The following is a 22,111-nucleotide window of genomic DNA, read 5'->3' as shown; positions in this document are numbered from 1 at the left end:
GACAACTTAATTATCATATCGAAGTAACAAGAACATGTCAAGCACTTCTTTAAAATAATTTGGAATCAACGGAGAAGCAATTAAGCTTCAACGCGTTGACGCCGTTGCTCTGTCGCAACAACAAGATATATATTACCAATCGTATAAAGGAGTTGCAACCCTTTTTTACAAAAAAGTTGAATTTTTTCGCTTTTTTTCTGAAATTAGCTCCATAGCACTGTTAACCCAGCCATCTTTTTGCTTAGCAATCGTCTTATATCCTATCTTGTCACGGTAATCCGTCCAGAAATGCTTATGTAAAATTGGACGTCCTATCTTTTCAGGACTCAGAGCACGTGTCGACAAACTGATCTTTTGATTATATTCATCGATTCCCATTACGATTACTTCTACTTCATCCCCGACTTTGTATCTTTCTTCTATATTAGAAACAAATCCATGCTTTAGTTCTGAGATATGAATCAATCCTTGATGCTTCTCGTCCAATTTAACGAACACACCATAGGACTGAATACCTGAAATTGTTCCCGTAAGTTTATCTCCTATTCTCATTAATTTTCCACCTTTTTAGATTCTAAATATGTAACAATGTATCTATAGATTATATAACAGAAAATGGTGACTAAGATAATGAATGATAAAATTTACGACATTTCAATCATAGGCGGCGGTCCCGCAGGTATGTTTGCTTCTTACTTTGCTAGATTGCGTAACTTGGATGTAGCCCTCATAGAGAGTCTACCTAAACTAGGCGGTCAACCTGAAACATTGTACGCACAAAAACACATCTACGACGTAGCTGCTTTACCTAAAATATCAGGTACTGATCTTGTTAAACAATTATCTGAACAAATTAGTGTATTGGACTGTGATAATTATTTAAATACGACTGTTTCTTCTATAGATAGAAACAATGACGATACTTGGACAATTAAAACTAATAATGGGGACATTAAAACTAAAGCTATTATTATTGCTATTGGTAATGGTGCCTTCGAGCCTCGAAAATTAACTTTCGACTATGATTCTTCACTTGAAGAGAATAACCTTAACTACTTCGTTAATGACATTGAAGACTATATAGGTAAAGATGTTCTAGTTGCGGGTGGTGGCGACTCTGCTGTGGACTGGGCTATAGATCTTAGCAAGATTGCTAAACATACATCCCTCATTCATAGAAGAAACAAATACCGTGCGATGGAATCAAGTGTCGAAAAATTGAATGCATCTGCCGTTGAACAACTCAATCCCTATATTATTAAAAGTGTTGACTATAATACCGATGATCACAAAAAAATCGACGTAACCCTTAAGATGGTTAAATCAGATGAAATTAAGACTGTAACTGCTGATAAGTTATTAGTTAATTATGGATTCGTCTCCGATTCACGAGTTCTTCGCAATTGGAATATTGATTTACAAGGTCCATTTATCAAAGTATCTCAAGAAATGGAAACTAACCTACCTAATGTCTTTGCTATTGGCGATATCGTTACTTACCCTGGAAAACTTCAATTGATTGCCACTGCCTTTGCTGAGGGCCCTATTGCGGTAACTAAAGCCCTTCGTAATTTGTATCCTGACAAGAATTACTTCGAACATAGCACGTCCATTTTTGAAAAATAACTTTAAATTTTAGAAATACTAAAGCTAATTTTAAGTTATGCTAGTATAATAAAGACTAATTTGAATTCTGGAGTTGATTGATTGAGTTACGTAATGAGTCTGGTCGATTTCATTTTGCATATTGATAGTCACATGGTCAATATCGTAAATAATTTCGGTCTATGGACATATCTAATCATGTTCCTAATTATCTTCATCGAAACTGGTGTAGTTATCTTACCTTTCCTACCTGGTGATTCCTTGATTTTCGCAGCGATGGCTTTAGCAGCTAATCCTAAATATGGCTTATCAAGTTGGCTATTATTTATTATTTTCCTTGCAGCGGCTGTCTTAGGGGATTCGATGAACTATGAAATTGGTGAACATTTTGGCCAGTTTGCGACGGAGAATAAATATCTCAGTAAACTGATAAATAAAGAACATCTACACGATGCACATATTTTCTTCCAAAAACATGGTGGTAAAACCATTGCTATCGGAAGATTTATCCCATTGATCAGAACTTTCGTTCCATTCGTTGCTGGTAGTGGGACAATGCATTATAGAACTTTTCTAAAATTTAATTTTATCGGTGCCTTCTTATGGGTTCTGATTTGTTCTATCGCAGGTCATTTATTTGGTAACATCCCTGCAGTTCAAGAACATTTCTCAATGATTATCCTCGGTATCATCTTGATATCATTGATTCCTGTGTTGATCACAGCACTTAAAAATCGTAAAAAAAGAGCTTAAGACAAATTGTCTTAAGCTCTTTTTCTTGCTTCCCAAAAATTGAATCCTTCAAATAGAACAAAGAATAGAACAAAACATTGCGTAAAGAATTCCTCTGGCAAGACATTAATGATTGGATCACGTCCCGGATCGAATAACCAATCGCTATTACGGAACAAGACTTCATGAAAGATCACAAAGAATCCATCAAAGTCGACCAACATCATCAACGCCAAAATAATCCCTAAAATAGAAATCCACAAGAACACCTTATTAAAATGAGCTCTCACTTTACCAAATTTAGCTACAAGCAGGCCAGAAACTATCCAAACGCCAAAGTTCAGCATGAATAACTTCTTACAGTCCTCAAAATGCAGTCTGCCTTCAGGTGAGGAAATAAAGTTGCTCAAATGAAAATGCCAATTGAAAGGATTAATTAAATAATCCATCATTTGTGCATAATTTTTATAAACTGTCCCATAGTCCATATTCACTAGTGAATCCAAATTGTAAAGTCTAATATTGATGGCAAATAAGAAATAACTGGAAAAAATCGTTACAGTTATTGCTGTTGTCAAAATGAATAGCGCTAAAACAGCTGTATACAAGCCGTCTTTTTGCGTATTAGACATCCCACTGATCCAAACTTTCTACTTCATGAGTAGGCTTGATTTCTTGTGCGGCAATATCTTCATGTGTACTTACACCCGTATAAACTAACAATGTGTCAACACCAGCGTTAATACCACATTTGATATCTGTATTGTAATTGTCCCCTACCATGATAGCTGTTTTCGGATCAAAGTTTTTAGCCTTAGCGGCAAAGTCCATAATGTCTCGTTCTGGTTTACCAATATACTTAGCTCTTTGTTGAGTAGACGTTTCGACCAACGAAATAACAGAACCTGCACCAGGTACTAATCCACGTTCATTAGGCAAGTTAGTATCAGCATTCGTTCCAATAAAAAGAGCTCCACGTTTGATAGCTAGGGTAGCCAATTCAAATTTATGATACGTAACGTCATAATCCAATCCGACAATTACAACGTCAGGATCAGTTTCGTTTAACTTGATACCTGTTTCAAAGACTGCACTCTTAAGTCCATATTCTCCAACAACATAAGCCGAATGATTCTTTGTATCATCATCAAACATATTTTTAACATAAGCTGCCGTAGCAAGTGATGGCGTTATTACTTGCTCTGCCGTTGCAGTTATTTGGTGATTATTAGTCAAATTATCTGCTACTTGTTGCGGTGTCTTAGTTGTGTTGTTCGTTAGGAAATAATAATCAATTCCCTTGGCGTTTAAATTATCAATAAATACTTTAGCTTCAGGAATCTTATCTTTCCCTCGATACATTGTTCCATCTAAATCAATTAAATATGTTTGATACTTCATTTATTCGTTTCACCTATTTTTCTAATTTTAAAAGTCTTTTTAGCCGTTGTCTTCTTTACACGACGTTTAGCAACTTTATTCTTTCTCTTCTGACTATTAACATTACTCTTAACATTATTCTTCGTATTATTAGAATGTTTCGTTCTAGTATTACTATTACGAGTATGAAATTTATGATTAGACTTATTCCGATGACTACTTTTCAACGGTGCTTTCTTGACCTTCTCCAGGACAAAATAAGCACAACCAAAATTACAGTACTCTATCAAGTAATCTTCTAAATGTGAGATTCTCGTATCCAGTGTACTTTCTTTTCGTCCATCTTCATAAAAACCTTTAAATCTTAATTGATCATAACCCCAGTCGCCAACAATATAATCGTACTTATCTAAGACGTTATTGTATCTTTCCTCAATACGTTCTTCGCTAAAACCGTTATCGTGGTTCTCAACGATTCTATACTGGGTCTTATTAATCGTAATTAGGTTATCAGCCAGAACAATAACATCAGCTAACTTCGTTGTGGTATTATTCTCAACTTCCTGCAAACAATCACCTCAAATCGGATATTTTTTCTCTAAATATTCACCAAAAACATTTCTCAAGAACTTAGGATACATGATTTCGTTCTCTCCCGCTATCTCTATAGAAGGAAAATAAGGAACGAACAGGTAATGATCCAATAAAGCTAAAGTATACTCTTGATTTCTATTTAATTCTTGGCCATTTATATAGACATTACGTTTGTTATCAATCGTAATTCCTCGATAAATAAGTTCGCCAAATATCTTACCACGAAATCCCATTCCTTTTTGTTGATGAGTCCGTAAATATAAACGGTTCTTTTCCATTTCCATTACCAAACGCCAAACATTATCGCCGGTCATGGTCGTTCTCATCACATGAATCGCATGTGGCAAAATATCATGCAGGTTCTTTTCAGAAATAATTCCCTTAGGTAAATCTTTCAAAAATAAGCCGGAACTCAAAACTGCAACATCAGCCTTAGCATACTCTTGCACAGCTGTTAAAGCCTCTTGCATGATTGAATGATCAGCATGATAGTCATTACTCAAAGTTTCAGGCAACTTAGCGACTTTTTGCTGATCCAAAAGTTGTTCACCTTTAGTATGTTGTTCTTTGATCCAGGCATCATCAGTATCCAGTACTTTCATAGATGATGTCGGTGTCGTAAAGGCATCCTTACTAACTATCTTTTTATTCTGATTTAATTCTAAATTAATTGTTCCCACATTTTGACCGTATTTACCGGCCGCAGCCAATAAAACTCCATTATCCATTTCCCCTTTTGGAAACAGGTGATGCGTATGAGAACCAATAATAACGTCAATTTCAGGATGTTGGTTAGCAATCATTCGATCCATTGAGACACCTAAGTGAGACAAGAGAATGATCACGTCACAATCCTTAACATCTTCCAAAACTTTAGGAAGGATATCTTGAATCAAACGAATGTCCCAATTCAACAAGGGATATGTCAAAATGAATGGTGCCGTCAAACCGATGACACCAATTTTTGTCTGTGCTTTAGTCGTAAAAATCTTTGATGGGATAGCAAAATCAGCTAACTTTTTAGTTTTTTCTTCATATAAGTTACCTAAGATAACTGGGAAATTAGCATGATCGTAAAGATGCTCCAATTGCTCATGACTATTACCTAAGCCCTCATTATTACCAATTGTTGCTGCATCATAATTAAGTTGGTCCATCAATTCAATATTGGCTTGACCGTTAGTGGCTTCACTCAAAGGCGCAGCTCGATCCATCGCATCTCCAATATCAAACAAATAGAAATCATCAGCAATACTTGTTTGACGAGCATTTTTAATGAAACGACTTATGCGTGGAAAATTCTCAAAATGAGAATGAAAATCATTAGTATGAACTATTTGAATTTTTTCCATAGTGCCCTACTTTCCTTGCATATTTTCTAACTCTTTTTTCTTTTTATCGTACATTTCCAAAATTTCTTCACCACGCAAAGGTGAACCCCATGGTAAATCTTCCGATAATAAATCACGTTCTGGAGCGTCAACTCCGACGTTGATATTTTCCGGAATTGGTACAGAATAATGATGAATGTGCCCATGCAAATTAATTATCTTATCGACTTTACCCAATAACATAGGATAGTGTGTACAATAAAATTGATGATGATCAAATTTTAAAAGCGAGCCGACATCTTCAAACTCAAATCTCGGTTTGCCATCAGCCATAATTTCATTGTGCTTCTCAATAAATTTGAAAAGTGAACGATAGTCATGGTTTCCCTTGATCAAAGTCATATGTCCGTTTAATTGACGCAAAATATCATAGGTTTCTTGGTCAGTTGGATAATCCTGTGGTCGCATAGAAATATCGCCAAGATGGTAGACACGGTCATTTTCATCAACACGTGCATTCCAAGCATCGATCATTGCCTGATTCATTTCATCAACATTCTCAAAGTGTCTTGGTGCAAAATCATTCGGCTCCAATAATTGATAATGAAAAAAGTGTGTATCAGATATAAAGTAATCCATTATTCTTCCTTATCATCCTTTGAAATTATTTTATTTGCTTTTAGAATCTCATTGAAAGCATCTCTAATCTTGCCTTCAGGTTTCTTATATTCAACCCATTCTGTTAAATTCATCGGTGGAACTGTATAATTTTCGTTAACATAGTCTTCATAGACTTGGACAGCTGATGAGTGTGGGATATTAAGTTTTAAGATCCTAACTTCTTTGATCATTCCCAATTCAGCTGCTTTCTCAGCTCGACCGTTCATAACGATATTGGCTAATTCATAATATTTAGTTCCATCATTACGAGTTATTTGTTCAATAATATCGAGCGTTTGTTTTTCATTATCCATTTCTATTACTACCTCACATTTCGGTTCTTACTTGGTTAGATTGGTTATAGATGATATCAACTGATATGGCGTAAGCATGCCGTTGGTAGTAGAAAATCTGTGGGCCACTGGAACGTGGTGGACACGGCTTGAAGCTAATAATTTTCCCCTTTGTGAAAAATTATGGATCTCCAAGTCCGGTCTTCTACTAACCTTGCTAGCGCAAGCTAAGTAGAATTTCACCACTTAGGGCCCACAGATTTTCTACTACCAACTATATTTCTGGTTCTACTACTATTATATTAGTAGTATTGCAACATTTGGTTTCTATATAGTCTTAAATACCTTCTAAATTCTTACATAGTAAACGATAATTACTGCTTTACTATTCTATACTTTAAAACATACAAAATCAGAACAACAAATTAGTCCGGAGCAAGACTTGGGAATGCGTTCAGCTATGAAATCATTGTTATCGGCTTTGCCGATTACAATGAGGCCGACTTTGGAAATCCATTATTTTGCACGAAGTGTAAAATAATTAGTTTCAAATCGTGCCCATAGCGTTCCAACAGCATTCCCAAGTTTTGCGGAGGACGGCAATTTAATACCACAACCGAATTTCACCACTTACTACTTAGTATATAATATCTAAAAAGTTAGGGAGTTAATTATGATTTCAAAAAGTTTCAACCTCTTCAAAATATCATTGGCACTATTACTTTTCCTCTTTGCCAGTGGATTCACTGTTATCGGTCATCGTGGCGATCCAATTAACGCCCCTGAAGAAACCTTTGAAAGTTTCAATAAGGCTTTTTCTGAAGGTGCCGATTATGTTGAATTAGACATCCATGTTTCCAAAGATAATGTTCTTGTCGTTTCACATGATCGTGATCTTGAACGTGTTACTGGTACCTCTAGTATTGTATCGCAACACAATTTTTCAGAACTATCTTCTTTAAAACAAAAGAATGGCGAATCAATTCATAGTTTAAATCAAGTCTTTGAGCATTATAAAAACAATCCTAAAGCTAAGTTCTTAATTGAAACTAAGAAGACTAAAAAAGGCAATCCTCAAAACATGGAAGCCTTGCTTAAACAAGTTATTGATCAATATGGTATGCAAGATCGTGTTATGTTTCATTCATTCTCAACTAAGAGTTTGGAAAATGAAGCTGAACTGATGCCTGACATCCCTCGAATTTTCATTGCTGGAACAATTAAACGGGTCAATTTCGATATTTTACAATACGTTACTGGTGTTAACCTATCATCAAATATCGTTACTCCAGAAATAATTAATACCATGCACTACATGGGAAAGAGTGTTTACGTCTGGGATGAAATGAACGAAAGTCCTAAAAAATGGAATACTCTGATAAACATGCCAATTGATGGTGTCGTCACTAATTATCCAGGTACTGGTAATGAATATCGGGAACTTAAAGACAAATCTAAGAGTCAAGTTATCAATCAAAATGTCTACTATATGAGTTCTAAAGAAAAGCCTATTTATGAAAATCCATATCGGTTGATCAAAACTAAAAAGAAAGTTGAACCTCTTGGTGGCTATCACATTACCAACATCATCAAAACTAAAGGTAAAAAATACGTCCAAATAGGTGAAAACGAATTTGCTAATGCAACTGGCTTTAATTCCGAATATGTTCTAAAAGACTTGCGTCAATATTTCGGAGCCAAAGCCATTTATCGTCGTCAACAGCCTAACAACTTTCTTTACAGTGAACCAGATACAAAGAGCCCTGTTTCAAATCGTCTTGAAGCTAACAAGCCTGAAAAGATTATTACCATCCAACGTCTCGGATCACAAACTTGGTTAAAACTAAAACATGGTTGGATCAATGCTAAAAATGTTTTGATTCAATTGAATCCTGATAACTACTTGGGAAATGACAGTGAGGATAGCTATTATGACCTTCCTCAAGGACAACGATTAAAAAATATCGATTTGTTAGAAAATATTTCTCTAGCTCAGCCAACAACGGATCAAACAGTTAAAAACGCTGATTTACTAAGTGATTTCAACAATTTATTTGTTGATTTCTCGCTCAACAATGACAACGATTCCATAAAGAAAATTTAGGTAAATTAGCCATTAATCAAAACCTTTGGTAAAATATATAAAACTTCATGTGGAGGTCAAAGATATATGTCTATAGATTGGGAAAAAGAAGTTTCACATCGTTCAGACGAATTAATTAACGATCTTTCTGAATTAGTAAGTATTGATAGTTCAAGAGATGTCGAACACAAAACTAGTGATTTTCCATTAGGACCTGGACCAGCCAAAGCCCTTCAAACATTTTTGCATTTTGCAGACCGTGATGGTTTCGAAACTAAGAATGTTGATAACTTAGCTGGAAGAATTGAATTTGGTGACGGCGATGACGCTATCGCCATCTTGGGACACGTTGATGTTGTTCCCGAAGGCCCAGGTTGGGATACAGATCCATTTGAACCCGTTATTAAGGATGGAAACTTTTATGCACGTGGTGCTAGTGACGATAAGGGACCTAGTCTTGCTTCCTACTATGCAATGAAGATCATTAAGGAACTAAAGCTTCCAACTTCTAAGAAAGTGCAATTAATTTTGGGAACTGACGAAGAGAGCGAATGGGTTGGCATCAACCATTACATGGAAAAAGAAACTCTTCCAGAAACAGGCTTTTCTCCTGACGCTGAATTTCCAGCTATCAATGGTGAAAAAGGTATCGTTTCCTTTAGAGTTAACTTCCCTACTCCAGAAATTGGATTAGTTAAGAGTTTCAATGCCGGTATCAGACCTAATATGGTACCTCAAAATGCCGAAGCAGAATTAGATTTAAATTTAGCTAAAGCTGAAGATTTAAAAGCAAGTTTAAATAATTTCTTAGCTGAGAATACTGAAGTCAAAGGCAACACAACTACTGAAGATGACACTATCAAGGTTCAAATTATCGGTAAAGGTGCGCATGCCATGGAACCATTCAATGGTATTAACGCCGCTACTTATTTAGCTAAATTCTTAACTACTTTGAATTTGAATGATAGCGAAAAATCATATTTCTCATTTATTGCTAATGACTTGCATCTTGATTTTGCAGGTAAACATTTAGGAATTGCTAACACAGACGATGTTATGGGCGATTTGACACTTTCACCTAACATCTACGAGTACGATCAAACTAAAGCTAACATTTTGTTAAACATCCGTTATCCTAAGGGTGACAATGGTGACACTTTGACTGAAAAGATCAATCAACACTTACCAGAAAATGTTACAGCCGTAATCGAAGGACACAATCAATTGCCTCACTTTATTGATGCAGATGATCCTTTGGTTCAAGACTTAGTTGGTGCCTACCGTGATCACACTGATGATCAAACGGAACCATTCACTGTCGGCGGTGGTACTTACGGTCGTATCTTGAAACATGGAATTGCCTTTGGTGCAATGTTCCCTGGCGACGAAAATGTTATGCATCAACCTAATGAATATATTAATATTGATAAATTATTAAAAGCCACTGCAATCTATGCAGACGCTATCTACCGCTTGATTAAGTAACTTAAAAAAAGTTCCGTAGAAATTCTTTTCTATGGAACTTTTTTTGTTTTTACACTTCTAAATCAATTTTATTATATAATTACGGTATGTAACTTTTTAAGGGAGCTTATTTAAAAGTGAAAAATTTATGGAATAGCATTGTCAATTGGTTCAAAAGTATTAAGAGCTGGTCGGATTTTGCTAACAAAGCTAATCTTACAATAGAGATCATTAGAAGAATCGTTCTCTATTCTATCGCTGGTCTATTTATTATTTTAAGTTTAGCAGTAGGTCTTGGAATGGGATATGTTTCTGCGCTGACAAATCAAGTTAGCGTTCCCACAAAAACCGAGATGAGAACTGAACTTCAAGATGTAAATAACTCAGCTACTTTATACTTTGCCGATGGTCAAAAAATCGAAAGTCTTCAAAAAGACCTCGAGGGTACAAAAATTTCAATCGATGAGATGTCACCTTATTTAAAGAAAGCTATCGTCTCAACTGAAGATAGTGATTTCTATCGTCATAAAGGTGTCGTTCCTAAGTCTATCTTTAGAGCTATTATTTCTGACATTACCGGCATCGGTGCACAAACTGGTGGATCTACTTTGACCCAGCAAACAGTTAAAATGCAAATGTTGTCATCAGAAACGACTTGGAAACGTAAAGCGGTCGAAATCTTTTTGGCTATGCGTGTCGATAAGTATTTCTCTAAGGATGAAATCCTCGCAGATTACTTAAATGCCGCTACCTTTGGTCGTAATAATAAAGGACAAAATATTCAAGGTGTCCAAGCTGCTGCTCAAGGTCTCTTTGGCAAGAATGCTAAGGACTTGAATTTAGCTGAATCAGCTTTTATCGCTGGTTTGCCTCAAAGTCCTTCGATTTACACACCTTATGATGAACGTGGCCGTATTAAAGATAATATAAGTCTTGGTTTGAAACGTAAGAATATTGTTCTATATCGTATGTATCGTGATAATCAAATTTCTGAATCCCAATATAATGAGGCCAAGAAATTTGATTTGAAGAGTGATTTCCAAGCACCTGCTAAAGCAGATAGTCAAAGTATCAAATATGGTTACTTGTACAATACCTTAACTTCTCAAGCTAGAACAATTTTAATCAAACGTTTGGCTAAGAATGATGGTATCAAGTATAAGGACTTGGTCAAAGATAAAAATCTTTATGAAAGATACTGGACCCAGGCTGATACCGAATTACATAATAAGAATTACAAGATTCACAGTACTATCAACAAGAGTTTATATGTAGCGATGAACAAGCAAGCCCAAGCATACAAGAGTAACTTGGGAACAACTCATACTGATAACGCTACTGATCCTAATACTGGTAAGAGTATCAAGGTTTCTGAACCAGTTCAAAATGGTTCTGTTCTATTGGATAATAAGACTGGTCAAGTCTTGGCATTCGTCGGTGGTGTCAATTTCAAGAAATCTCAAAACAACCACGCCTTTGATACTAAGCGATCACCTGGTTCATCTATTAAACCGTTGATTACTTTTGCCCCAGCCATTGAGAATGGTTTGATTGGTTCACAATCAATGTTGGCTGACTTCAAGACAAGTTTCAAGAAGTACTCTCCAACTGATTACGGTGAAACTATTCAAAATCGTTTTATCTCTGCTCGTGAAACACTGGAAGAATCATACAATATTCCTTCAGTTAACCTTTACAACTACATCAGACAACACGGCGTTGATTCTGAAAAGTATATGTCGAAGATGGGCATCGATCTTTCCGATAAAGAATATCAACAATTGGGTATTACTTTAGGTGGTACAGCTTCTGGTGTGACAGTACTTCAACAAGCTAGTGCTTTCTCTACTTTTGCTAATAAGGGTGTCCATGTTGATCCTTATGTTGTTTCTGAAGTTACTGATCCATCCGGTACCGATATTTATAAACATAAAGATTCCCGTACCCGTGTCTTCAGTAAACAAACTTCATACATTATCAAGAACATGCTTCACGGTGTTGTAACTAAAGGTACTGCTTCTGCCCTTTCATATGAGGCAAACTTCAGTACTAAGAACCTCTTTGGTAAAACTGGTACATCAAATGATTATCGTGATAACTGGTTTATCGGTAGTACCGATGGTATGACCTTAGCTTCTTGGATTGGTTATGATAACTTCTATGGTAACAATTACAACCTATCAAGTAATTCTACTGATCTTAACCAGGAACTCTGGGCGAATATGGCAAATGCCATTTACAAACAAGATCAAAGTGTCTTGAACGTTCATACCGCCTTTACTAAACCAAGTGGAGTCGAATCCTACAAGGTTGATAAAGAGACAGGTACTAACGTTGGTACGATTGGTTATAATGGTGTCACATCTAAAGTTGACCAACATACAACTACCTCGCTTTATTACAAAGGTAGTCCTCGTGACATGTCTTACAACAATTTTGCTATTGGTGGTAAAGCCAAGAATTACAAATTATTCTGGGATAACTACTTTGGACGCAGCAACGGTTACGGCACTGTAAAGCAACTCGGTGATGACAGTAAGTCAGCTAGTGAGTTAGCCTCAGAAAACGGCAGCGGTCGTACTTCTGGTTTCAGTAATAGCACAAATAGTAATGATTCATCACAAGTAATCACTAATAACAATTCTTCATCTAATACGGCCTCAACTGAATCGACAGCTAGATCAAATGTTTCTAACAGCAATTCAGACACAGGTACCGGTTCAGGCTCTGGTTCTGGAACAGGGTCAGGTTCTGGCTCTGGCAACAGTTCAAGTGAAGAGAACACATCTACAGGTGGTTCTACTTCAGGTTCCAATGAACAAACCGGTGGCGAAACTGGTGGCGGTAACTCCTCTTCAGCAGGTACTGACACAGGTTCAACTACCCCAGCAACAGGTGAATAATTAATATTCTTAGAAAAAGAGCGTTCATATTGACCATGTGGTTGATATGAGCGCCCTTTTTGTTTGGAAATATACTTCTAATATAGTGTAAATTTGCCGTCCTCCACAAAAATCGGGAATGCTGTTGGAACGCTATGGACACGACTTGGAGCTAATAATTTCGTTCTTCGCACGAAATCATTAGCTCCAAGATCGGTCTTATTGTAATCGGCATAGCCGATAACAATAATTTCATAGCTGAACGCATTCCCAATTTTTGCTCCGGACTAAAGAGTCCTTCGATTACTTTATTCGAGATGAATTATTTAATCCAGTATCCTTTCTATTCAAAAATCATTTTACCCAAGCTTTTTTAAGGACTAATAAATTAAAAATTCAAGTACATCCATTTATAGTCCTTATCTAATGTCTGATTGCAATAGAACTATGAACTATCCAAACACCACAAATTTGACCAACAATAATAAACCCAGAAATCTAGTCGGTAGTAGAAAATCTGTGGACCCTCAGTGGCGAAGTTCTACTTAGCTTGCGAAGCAAGGTTAGTAGAAGACCGGACTTGAAGATCCATGATTTTTCGCGAAGTGAAAAATTATTAGCTTCAAGCCGCGTCCGCTACGTTCCAGCGGTCCACAGATTTTCTACTACCGACGGTATCATAATAACTATTTCGTTAACTTATAACTCCTACTCATTCCTTATATGAAAATTATGATAGAATTAGTTTCGTTACTTTAGATCTAAGGAGAAAAATATGTACTTCAGTCCTGAATTCTTACAAAATACTTTATATATAGTTGCTGCTATTTTGATTCTGTTCATCCTAATCGTGGTTGGATATAAATTTAAACACAATATTAAAATATGGGATAAATCATTAACCTTGGCTATGATTGTCCTAGCTAACACGCTTTATTCCATTTTATCTGGATTCTTCGATATGCCCTATGAACTAAGTTCTATCATTACAGGTGGTCTTTCATTGGTCGCCTTCGGATATATCGTCGTTATTATCTGGGATTTATACAAACAGAAGAAAACAATCAAAAACAAGTAAAAAAGCTCTGAGAATGAAATAACTTCATTCTCAGAGCTTTTTATTTACAATTTAACTATTTTGTTGAGCCACGTTTTACAATGCTGTATGGCAATTTAACTGTGTTTTCATCAATTTGTTCTTGATTCATCATCTTAGTTAACAAACGCATAGCAACGGCACCAATATCATATAATGGTTCTTCAATAGAACTCATCTTTGGACGTGTTACCTCACAAAGTATTGTATCGTTACTTGTAACAAGTTCAAAATCATCAGGGATCTTAACACCTGCTTTAACAGCTGAATTAAGAATTCCAGCAGCTAATAGATCATCTGTTACATAGGCTGCAGTGGCACCACTACTTTGGATAGCATCCCAAATTGCTTCTCCGGCACGAACTGAATATTCAGCTTCAAATACTAAGTTAGATGAGAAGTTAAGATGTGACTTCTTCAAAGCCTTCTTATAACCATCAAGTCTGTATTTACCGTCAATAGGATTTTCTAGACTTCCACCGACATAAGCAATCTTCTTGTGACCATTTTGTGCTAATTGACTTACAACACTAGCAACAGCGTCTGTGAAATCAATGTTTACACTGGCACTTTCATTATTTTTGTCAACTGAACCAGCCAAAACGATTGGTGTCTTTGAGTTTGCAAGGATACGCTTTAATTTCTTAGATAATTGTTTGCCCATGTAAATAAGTCCATCAACTTGTTTAGATAGCAAATTATTCAAGATTTGTTCTTCATCTCCAACAGATTCTTGTAAACTTGTTAGAATGATATTGTATTTGTACATTGAAGCAACATCATCAATACCTTTAGCCAATGAAGCGAAGTAAAGATTAGTAATATCTGGTAAAATAACACCAATAGTTGTACTCTTCTTACTTGCTAAACCACGGGCAACCGCGTTAGGACGATAATTCAAACGATCGATTACTTCCAAAACACGCTTTCTTGTTTCCTCTTTTACATTAGCATTACCATTTACTACACGTGAAATTGTAGCCATTGAAACATTAGCAGCTTCGGCTACGTCATAAATTGTTACTACTTTTTTGTCCATCAGTACTCACTCTCTCAAACAATATTTTCATTAATTAACTTTAATTTATCAGAAATTTTCACAGATTGCAAGCGGTTTCTACATTATTGGTATATGTTTTCATATTTTTTCAAAAAGAAAATGATTTTCAGTGATATACTACTATTAAATCTGAACGTAAAGGAGTATTTTCATGAAGAAACAATTATTAGATCTACAAGAATATTTGGCTCAAAACAATCTAGACATTGCATATATCTCTAACCCTAGTGATATCAACTACTTCACTGGTTTTTACAGCGACCCTGTAGAAAGAATTCTCGCACTTTTAGTTTTCCCTGACAAGGACCCATTCCTATTTGCCCCTCAACTAGAAGTTGAAGCCGCTAAGGAAGCTGGCTGGGATAAAGATGTTTTCGGCTACTTAGATCATGAGAAACCATTCGAACTAATGGCTGGTCATATCAAGGACGTTGCCGGGACTCCTGTTAAATGGGGTATCGAAAAAGATGACCTACCTGTTCAAAAACTAGAAGCCATCAAAGGACAATTTCCTGATGCCCAATTCCCTACTAACCTTTCTCGTTATATGGAAAATGCTAAATTAATCAAGACAGCTGCTGAAATTGAAGAACTAAAGGCTGCTGGTGCTGAAGCTGATTACGCTTTTGAAGTTGCTTTTAATGCTATCAAAGAAGGCCGTACTGAACAAGAAGTTGTTGCTGAAATCGAATATGCAATGATGAGAAAAGGTGTCATGCACATGAGTTTTGATACCATCGTTCAAGCCGGTGCCAATGCTGCTAATCCACATGGTGGCCCTGAAAAGAATCCTATCAAAAAAGATGAATTGATCCTCTTCGATTTAGGTACCGTTCACAATGGCTATATCAGTGATGCTTCACGTACTGTTGCCTTTGGTAAACCAGATGCCAAATCCCTTGATATCTATAAAGTTGATCTTGAAGCTCAATACGCTGCTATGGATGCTGCTAAACCTGGTATTACTGCCGCTGAACTTGATAAAGTAGCTCGTGATATCATCACTAAAGCAGGCTATGGCGAATACTTCATTCATCGTCTAGGACATGGTATGGGTACTTCTGAACATGAATTCCCATCAATCATGGAAGGCAATGACATGGTTCTAAAACCTGGCATGTGCTTCTCAATTGAACCAGGAATCTATATTCCAAACGTTGCTGGTGTCAGAATTGAAGATTGTGTCTACATTACTGAAGATGGCTGCGAACCATTCACACATACAAGTAAAGAACTAAAATATATCGACTAATACAACAAAAAGGATTTGATGAAACCAATCGGTTTTATCAAATCCTTTTTTTATGTTTAATTTAATTTTAAAGTTCTATATTATTCTTCGTCGTTAAGATCATCTTCATTAAAAACAATATTAGATGTATCTTCGTCATCTTTAATCTTATCAACTGTTTCTGCCATATGATCTTTTAGGGCATCTGTTTTTTCGTTGAAGGCATTTACTAAATCACCATTAGTATTTAGACCAACGCCACCATTATTGAAATCGCCACGAATAGTCTTAATGTTTTCAATTAACTTTTGTCCTGATTCACTAGTTAAATACTTAGAAGCCAAATATCCTGATGCACAGCCTAGAATTAGGCCAATAACAAAATGATTATTTTTCATGACTAATCTCTCTTCTTTCTTGGCCATACTTTAGTAGCGGTCTTAAAGATTGTAGCTACGTTGCCTAATGTTAGTAAGTTTTGAAGGCTAAAACCTGAATTGTGATTCTCTGAAGTTGCGGCTGCACTCTTCTTACCTAGGTTCTCCACTGTATCAAAAAGTGGATTTAACTTACTAGACTTACTGTTAACATCATCCATCAAAGTATTTGTCTTATCGACAAGTTTTGTACTTTGATCCATAATCTGGTCTGTATTCTTAGATAGAATCTCCACCATCTTAGTAGTTTCTTTCATTGTTTCTTGCAACTCTTGAAGCAATTTAGCAGTTTGTACTAGTGTTCTGGCTAAATATACAACCAACACTACAAATGCGACTGCAGCAATTAATCCTGCAATTTGTCCACCAGTCATAATATTACCCTCCTGTATTTTAATAGCACTTTCATACTAGCATTATAACAATTTTAGGGCAATTAATTACCAAATAATCCAATCTTGCCACTGTTTTTCTAACTTTTTAATAGCCTGTCCACGATGACTGATTTGGTTCTTTTCATCGACTGTAATTTGGGCCATCGTCTTACCTAATTTTGGCACATAGAATAATGGATCATATCCAAAACCATCATCGCCTTCTGGAAAAGCCCCAATAATTCCGTCAACTTTTCCTTCAACAACTAAATCTTTATCATTCTTAGGATTAGCAAAAACCAAAGTTGAAACAAAGTGTGCTGTTCGTTTCTCTTTTGGAACCCCACCCAACTCACTCAATAATTTAGCATTATTAGCAGCATCGTTGTGATCTCCAGCATAACGTGCTGAATAAATTCCAGGTTGACCATACAAAGCATCAACTTGTAAACCAGAATCATCCGCAATTGTTGGTAAGTTGAAACGTTCCATGACAGCGTGAGCTTTTAAAGTAGCATTCTCTTCAAAAGTTTTACCAGTTTCTCTAATCTCTGGAAAATCAGGAAAATCTAATAGTGTTTTGATTTCAAATTGTTTATCGTCAAAAACACGTTTGAATTCACGTGCTTTACCGGGATTCTTAGTTGCTATTATTATTTCTTTCATCTTTTCCTCCGATATCTACTAGATCTATCTCATCAATTTCAGTTTGTAGCCAACGCTTAGCTAACCTTGAGAATTCGACAATATCACTAGTTGCGTGTAATTTCAGTGTATGACCACTTGTATTAGTTAACAAGTTATTCTCAGCTAAATATTTCTTAGCAACTTTAACTGTGCTTACAGCAGGATCAACTAGTTTAGTCTCTGGCAAAAAATCATTGATTTGCTTCTTTAACATTGGGAAGTGTGTACATCCCAAGATCAAAGTATCAAATTCATTATCCTTAAATGGCTCTAAAGTTTTCTCGATGTTATCCTTGGCTTCCTTAGTGTCAGCTTGATCATTCTCAACAAAAGAAACAAATTTTTGTGCAGCAACGCCTAAAGATTTAATCTTTGGATCTATCTCTTGAATTGTTTTATTGTAGCTCTTTGAATTGATTGTTGATTCTGTTGCAATGATTCCAATGTGATCCGTCTTAGTTACCTTAGTGGCTTCCTGTGAGCCTGGTTTGATCACACCGATCATTGGAACTGTGAATTCTTGACGCAATGTTTGTAAAGCATTGGCCGTGGCAGTATTGCAACCGTAAATAATTAACTTTACGTTTTGTTTAATTAAATACTGTACCATTTCACGAGTATAAGATATGATTTGTTCATGTGTTTTTGTTCCATAAGGCATTCTGGCCTCATCGCCAATAAATACAACGTCTTCATTAGGCAACTGGTGAATTACTTCTTTTACCACTGTTAATCCGCCTAGTCCGGAATCTAACACTCCAATTGGTCTATTATCACTCATATGTTACCCCTACCTTCATTTAAGCGAATTATTCGTATTTTATGAAAATATTTATGTGCTATCTTTTACATTGACTTAAAAAGCAATTATTCTAATGATATAATGAATTGTCTGAAAAAAGGAGTTAAAGCAATGGCCGCAAAACCAAATGATCTCAACAAACCAGAGTTAACAAATACCCAAGATAATAAAACTGAAAATACGTTAACTGAAAATTACTTTGCAGTTTCGGTACTCCGTGATTTTATCCTTCCTGATCTACTAGATAAAGATACCGTCGAACTACTATACTGGGCAGGTAAAAATCTTAGCCGTCAATTGATTCTTGATATGCAAAGTCTACCCGAACTATTTCAAAAAGCTGGATTTGGTAAACTTGAAATTACCAAACAGACTAAACACAGCTATGTCTATACTCTAACCGGTCCTGAAGTAGTTCAACGTTTCGATACTAACAACGATGATCCGGAATTTTCACTAGAGACTGGAATAATTGCTGAAACTGTCGAAAAAACTATTGCAGCATATTGCTTAGGCACATATACCGTCGACAGCAAAGCCAAACGTGTTTCAATTAAAATACAAATTGATCGAAACTAAAGTATACACCAAAAATCCCCTAATTCGCAGTTGAATTAGGGGATTTTTATTTGCTTTTATTTATTAGTCTGAATAGCCATCAAGAATCTTAGCTAATTGAGCCTTGCTACGGAAACCTGTTAATTTATCGACTACTTCACCATCTTTTTTGATTAGTAATGTAGGGATAGCCATGATTCCAAATGATTTGGGTGTATCAGGGTTGGCGTCTACATCCATCTTCAAAAACTTAACAGAGTCGTCTTCTTCAGACAATTGTTCGATAACTGGTGATTGCATACGACATGGACCACACCATGTTGCCCAAAAATCAACTAGGACAACGCCATCTTTTGTTTCTTCTTCAAAATCTTTATCTGTTACTTCATCAACCATAATGATCACTCCTTTTAACTTGTTAAATATTATCATTAATAGACTTATTTTAAAAAATATTTGTCTTATGTTTACAAATCAACAATCGTTGCACCAGAACCACCTGAACTAGCTGGAGCATAGCCAAATGATTTAACACGTGGATTACGCTGCAAGTAGTTAGTAACACCTTTTCTAATAACACCCGTACCAAAACCATGGACGATTGTTACTTGATTATAACCAGCTAACAGTGCTGCATCAATATATTGATCTAGATCTGACATTGCTTCTTCGTAACGTTCACCACGTAGATCCAATTTGCTAGATAGACCAGTACTTTTAGTTCTTCTGACCATTGTCGGTTTCTTTTCCGGTTCTGGTTGAGCTGATTGAACTTTTTCAAGGTCTTCAGCACCAAACTTCATCTTTAAGATACCCAATTGTACCTCATACTGATTATCTTTATTCTTACGAACAATTGTACCAACTTGATCATATGGCAAAGCCTTAACATCATCGCCGACCTTCAAGACTTGCTTACGTTTATTACGACGTAGAACCTTGTTCTTCTTGATAGCTTCATCCTGATGTAAATTCTTCAAATCAGTCTTAGCTGAAATAATCTGATCCTCTTTAACCATAGCTCCACTACGTTCCAATTCACGCAGATGCGCAATGATCTTATCGGATTCTTTTCTAGCCTTGGCAACGATTTGATTAGCACGAACCTTGGCAGCTTGAATTTCAGAAGCCTTTGATTTATCCAAAGCATCGCTCTTTTGTTCATAATCTTTTTGAACATCTTTGTTCTTAGATAATTGAACCTTCAATTGATCATTCTTCTGTTCAAATTCCTTACGACGGTTCTCCAAATCAGCAATCATATTATTAAGATCCTGACTTTCCCCACTCATAAGCGACTGACCACGATCAACCACACTCTTATCCATACCTAATCTAGCAGCAATATTAAAGGCATTACTTGCACCAGGAATACCAATCAACAATCGATAAGTAGGTTTCAACGATTCATCGTCAAATTCCATACTGGCATTGATTGTTTCCGGCGTGTTATAAGCAAACACCTTCAATTCTGGATAGTGAGTCGTTGCCATGATAAAGCAGTGGGACTGGGCCAATTTTTCAAGGATAGCAATCGCAATTGCAGCTCCCTCTTGTGGATCAGTTCCGGCACCAAGTTCATCGATCAGAACTAAACTGTGCTCTGATACTTTGTGGATGATATTAATAATATTATCCATATGCGATGAGAAAGTACTCAAATTCTGTTCAATTGATTGTTCATCACCGATATCAACAAAGACTTCATCGAAGACCGCAATTTCACTCTCTTCACGAGCTGGAATGAATAAACCAGCCTGAGCCATCAACTGAATCAAGCCCAACGTCTTCATAGTAATAGTTTTACCACCAGTATTAGGACCAGTGATCAACATCGTCTTATAGCCATCACCCATTTTAATATCATTAGCTACAACCTTATCAGGGTCGATTAGAGGGTGTTTTGCATTATAAAGGTCAACCACATGGTCCTTTGAAATTAGTGGCTCTGTCGCCTTTATTTCGCGTGCATACTTAGCTTTAGCATTGATTAAATCAAATTGAGCTAAAACTTCGTTATTCTTAACAATCTCATCGATTTCTGGACGAACCAAATCAGAAAGATCATTTAAAATACGCACTTCTTCCATTTTTTCGGAAACTTGTGATTCATGTAGTTGATTATTCAAACCAACTACGGCTTGAGGCTCGATATAAAGTGTCTGTCCACTCGCGCTTTGATCGTGAACTACTCCACCGAACTTAGCCTTATATTCTGTTTTAACTGGAATTACAAATCTGTCATCACGTAAAGTCACAATAGCTTCGGTCAAATACTTAGTATTTTTACCACGAGTGTACTGTTCCATTGATTGTCTGATTTGGTCATTCAAACGTGAAATACGTCCACGGATGTATTTCAAATCATCAGATGCTGTATCCAAAACTCTACCAGTATCATCCAATGATCGAGAAATTCTTTTAGTCAAACCAGGGTTATCAATCAATTTATCGTTCAATTCATATAGTTGACGTAAATCAATTTGATCATCTTTTAGACCAGCAAAGAATTCTTTTAATTCAGTTGTATTCTGAAGTACTTGTCCTATTTGAGCCAATTCAGTTCCATTTAGATTACCATCTTTTTTCAGACGGTTAGCTTGATCATGCAGATCAGCTAATTTTCTAACAGGGATTTCCCCCTTAATACGGAGAATGTCAGCTCCATCCTTGGTTTGATCGATCAATCTTTGAACGATTGATTCGACTGACATCGGCATTAATTTCTTTAAGAGAGTATTCCCACGCGTTGTGATTAGGTATTTGGCAATTTCAGCTTTGATTTTGTCAAATTCTAATACTTTCAAAGCCTTATTATTCATACTGTATACTCTTTCTCCTG

General features: G+C 36.1%; 21 protein-coding genes and 1 pseudogene. 8 read left to right on the top strand and 14 right to left on the bottom strand.

The window, feature by feature from the left end:
• Positions 1–165: 165 nt before the first annotated feature.
• A complete protein-coding gene (locus tag U8526_RS11780; RefSeq protein WP_334342155.1) occupies positions 166–552 on the bottom strand; it encodes a CvfD/Ygs/GSP13 family RNA-binding post-transcriptional regulator in 387 nt (128 codons plus the stop codon).
• Positions 553–630: 78 nt separating this feature from the next.
• On the opposite strand from U8526_RS11780, the gene U8526_RS11775 reads away from it, so the two are divergent.
• Together U8526_RS11775 and U8526_RS11770 are read left to right on the top strand one after the other, a co-directional pair.
• On the top strand, positions 631–1,626 hold the full coding sequence (locus U8526_RS11775) for an NAD(P)/FAD-dependent oxidoreductase (RefSeq protein ID WP_334342154.1): 996 nt from the start codon (positions 631–633) through the stop codon (positions 1,624–1,626).
• Between the two features lie 93 nt (positions 1,627–1,719).
• Positions 1,720–2,358: a VTT domain-containing protein gene (locus U8526_RS11770; protein ID WP_334342162.1), complete on the top strand. Its 639-nt coding sequence runs from the start codon at positions 1,720–1,722 to the stop codon at positions 2,356–2,358.
• Between the two features lie 11 nt (positions 2,359–2,369).
• Here the strand turns inward: U8526_RS11770 and U8526_RS11765 are convergent, their stop codons facing one another.
• From U8526_RS11765 to U8526_RS11740, 6 genes are read right to left on the bottom strand one after another with little or no spacing between them, the layout of a single operon-like run.
• Positions 2,370–2,969 carry a TIGR01906 family membrane protein gene (locus U8526_RS11765; RefSeq protein WP_334342153.1) on the bottom strand — a complete coding sequence of 200 codons (600 nt, stop codon included), beginning with the start codon at positions 2,967–2,969 and terminating at the stop codon, positions 2,370–2,372.
• Positions 2,962–3,738 carry a TIGR01457 family HAD-type hydrolase gene (locus tag U8526_RS11760; protein ID WP_334342152.1) on the bottom strand — a complete coding sequence of 259 codons (777 nt, stop codon included), beginning with the start codon at positions 3,736–3,738 and terminating at the stop codon, positions 2,962–2,964. Before U8526_RS11760 ends, U8526_RS11765 begins: the two co-directional genes overlap by 8 nt.
• On the bottom strand, positions 3,735–4,286 hold the full coding sequence (locus tag U8526_RS11755) for a YutD family protein (protein ID WP_334342151.1): 552 nt from the start codon (positions 4,284–4,286) through the stop codon (positions 3,735–3,737). The genes U8526_RS11760 and U8526_RS11755 overlap by 4 nt, the downstream gene beginning before the upstream one ends.
• Before the next feature lie 9 nt (positions 4,287–4,295).
• Positions 4,296–5,663, bottom strand: a complete 1,368-nt coding sequence (locus tag U8526_RS11750) for a bifunctional metallophosphatase/5'-nucleotidase (RefSeq protein ID WP_334342150.1) — start codon at positions 5,661–5,663, stop codon at positions 4,296–4,298.
• Positions 5,664–5,669: 6 nt separating this feature from the next.
• A complete protein-coding gene (locus U8526_RS11745) occupies positions 5,670–6,281 on the bottom strand; it encodes a metallophosphoesterase (RefSeq protein WP_334342149.1) in 612 nt (203 codons plus the stop codon).
• The gene (locus U8526_RS11740; RefSeq protein ID WP_334342148.1) at positions 6,281–6,616 is read right to left on the bottom strand and encodes a hypothetical protein; all 336 of its coding nucleotides are present in this window, start codon (positions 6,614–6,616) and stop codon (positions 6,281–6,283) included. Before U8526_RS11740 ends, U8526_RS11745 begins: the two co-directional genes overlap by 1 nt.
• 652 nt (positions 6,617–7,268) lie before the next feature.
• Between U8526_RS11740 and U8526_RS11735 the strand changes: the two genes are divergently transcribed.
• From U8526_RS11735 to U8526_RS11720, 4 genes are all read left to right on the top strand, one after another.
• Positions 7,269–8,699 carry a glycerophosphodiester phosphodiesterase gene (locus U8526_RS11735; RefSeq protein ID WP_334342147.1) on the top strand — a complete coding sequence of 477 codons (1,431 nt, stop codon included), beginning with the start codon at positions 7,269–7,271 and terminating at the stop codon, positions 8,697–8,699.
• A 66-nt stretch (positions 8,700–8,765) separates the two neighbouring features.
• Positions 8,766–10,163, top strand: a complete 1,398-nt coding sequence (pepV, locus tag U8526_RS11730) for a dipeptidase PepV (RefSeq protein ID WP_334342146.1) — start codon at positions 8,766–8,768, stop codon at positions 10,161–10,163.
• 116 nt (positions 10,164–10,279) lie between these two features.
• Positions 10,280–13,045 carry a transglycosylase domain-containing protein gene (locus tag U8526_RS11725; protein ID WP_334342145.1) on the top strand — a complete coding sequence of 922 codons (2,766 nt, stop codon included), beginning with the start codon at positions 10,280–10,282 and terminating at the stop codon, positions 13,043–13,045.
• A 754-nt stretch (positions 13,046–13,799) separates the two neighbouring features.
• Positions 13,800–14,102 (top strand): hypothetical protein, encoded by a 303-nt coding sequence (locus tag U8526_RS11720; protein WP_334342144.1) that lies wholly within the window; start codon positions 13,800–13,802, stop codon positions 14,100–14,102.
• A gap of 55 nt (positions 14,103–14,157) precedes the next feature.
• Here the strand turns inward: U8526_RS11720 and ccpA are convergent, their stop codons facing one another.
• Complete coding sequence (gene ccpA / locus U8526_RS11715; protein WP_334342143.1) at positions 14,158–15,159, bottom strand: catabolite control protein A; 1,002 nt, start codon at positions 15,157–15,159, stop codon at positions 14,158–14,160.
• A gap of 172 nt (positions 15,160–15,331) precedes the next feature.
• On the opposite strand from ccpA, the gene U8526_RS11710 reads away from it, so the two are divergent.
• A complete protein-coding gene (locus U8526_RS11710) occupies positions 15,332–16,432 on the top strand; it encodes a Xaa-Pro peptidase family protein (protein ID WP_334342142.1) in 1,101 nt (366 codons plus the stop codon).
• An 80-nt stretch (positions 16,433–16,512) separates the two neighbouring features.
• On the opposite strand, the gene U8526_RS11705 is transcribed toward U8526_RS11710, so the two are convergent.
• The 4 genes and pseudogenes from U8526_RS11705 to murI form a co-directional block, all read right to left on the bottom strand.
• Positions 16,513–16,809, bottom strand: coding sequence for a YtxH domain-containing protein (locus U8526_RS11705; RefSeq protein WP_334342141.1), 297 nt, complete (start codon positions 16,807–16,809; stop codon positions 16,513–16,515).
• 2 nt (positions 16,810–16,811) lie between these two features.
• Entirely contained in the window at positions 16,812–17,222 is a 411-nt protein-coding gene (locus tag U8526_RS11700; RefSeq protein WP_334342140.1) for a DUF948 domain-containing protein, read from the bottom strand.
• 66 nt (positions 17,223–17,288) lie between these two features.
• Positions 17,289–17,900: pseudogene (locus U8526_RS13005) on the bottom strand (XTP/dITP diphosphatase); the annotation flags it as partial.
• Positions 17,863–18,690 (bottom strand): glutamate racemase, encoded by an 828-nt coding sequence (gene murI, locus U8526_RS13000; protein WP_442886252.1) that lies wholly within the window; start codon positions 18,688–18,690, stop codon positions 17,863–17,865. The gene murI and the pseudogene U8526_RS13005, both read right to left, overlap by 38 nt.
• A gap of 132 nt (positions 18,691–18,822) precedes the next feature.
• Between murI and U8526_RS11690 the strand changes: the two genes are divergently transcribed.
• Positions 18,823–19,290 (top strand): DUF2507 domain-containing protein, encoded by a 468-nt coding sequence (locus U8526_RS11690; protein ID WP_334342139.1) that lies wholly within the window; start codon positions 18,823–18,825, stop codon positions 19,288–19,290.
• Between the two features lie 63 nt (positions 19,291–19,353).
• Here U8526_RS11690 and trxA read toward each other — a convergent pair whose 3' ends face one another.
• Together trxA and U8526_RS11680 are read right to left on the bottom strand one after the other, a co-directional pair.
• Positions 19,354–19,665, bottom strand: coding sequence for a thioredoxin (gene trxA, locus U8526_RS11685; protein ID WP_334342138.1), 312 nt, complete (start codon positions 19,663–19,665; stop codon positions 19,354–19,356).
• Positions 19,666–19,736: 71 nt separating this feature from the next.
• Complete coding sequence (locus U8526_RS11680; RefSeq protein WP_334342137.1) at positions 19,737–22,091, bottom strand: endonuclease MutS2; 2,355 nt, start codon at positions 22,089–22,091, stop codon at positions 19,737–19,739.
• Positions 22,092–22,111: the final 20 nt, after the last annotated feature.

The sequence above is a fragment of the Companilactobacillus sp. HBUAS56275 genome (assembly GCF_036913655.1).
Classification (GTDB): domain Bacteria; phylum Bacillota; class Bacilli; order Lactobacillales; family Lactobacillaceae; genus Companilactobacillus; species Companilactobacillus pullicola.
This window is presented reverse-complemented; position numbering and strand designations above follow the sequence as displayed.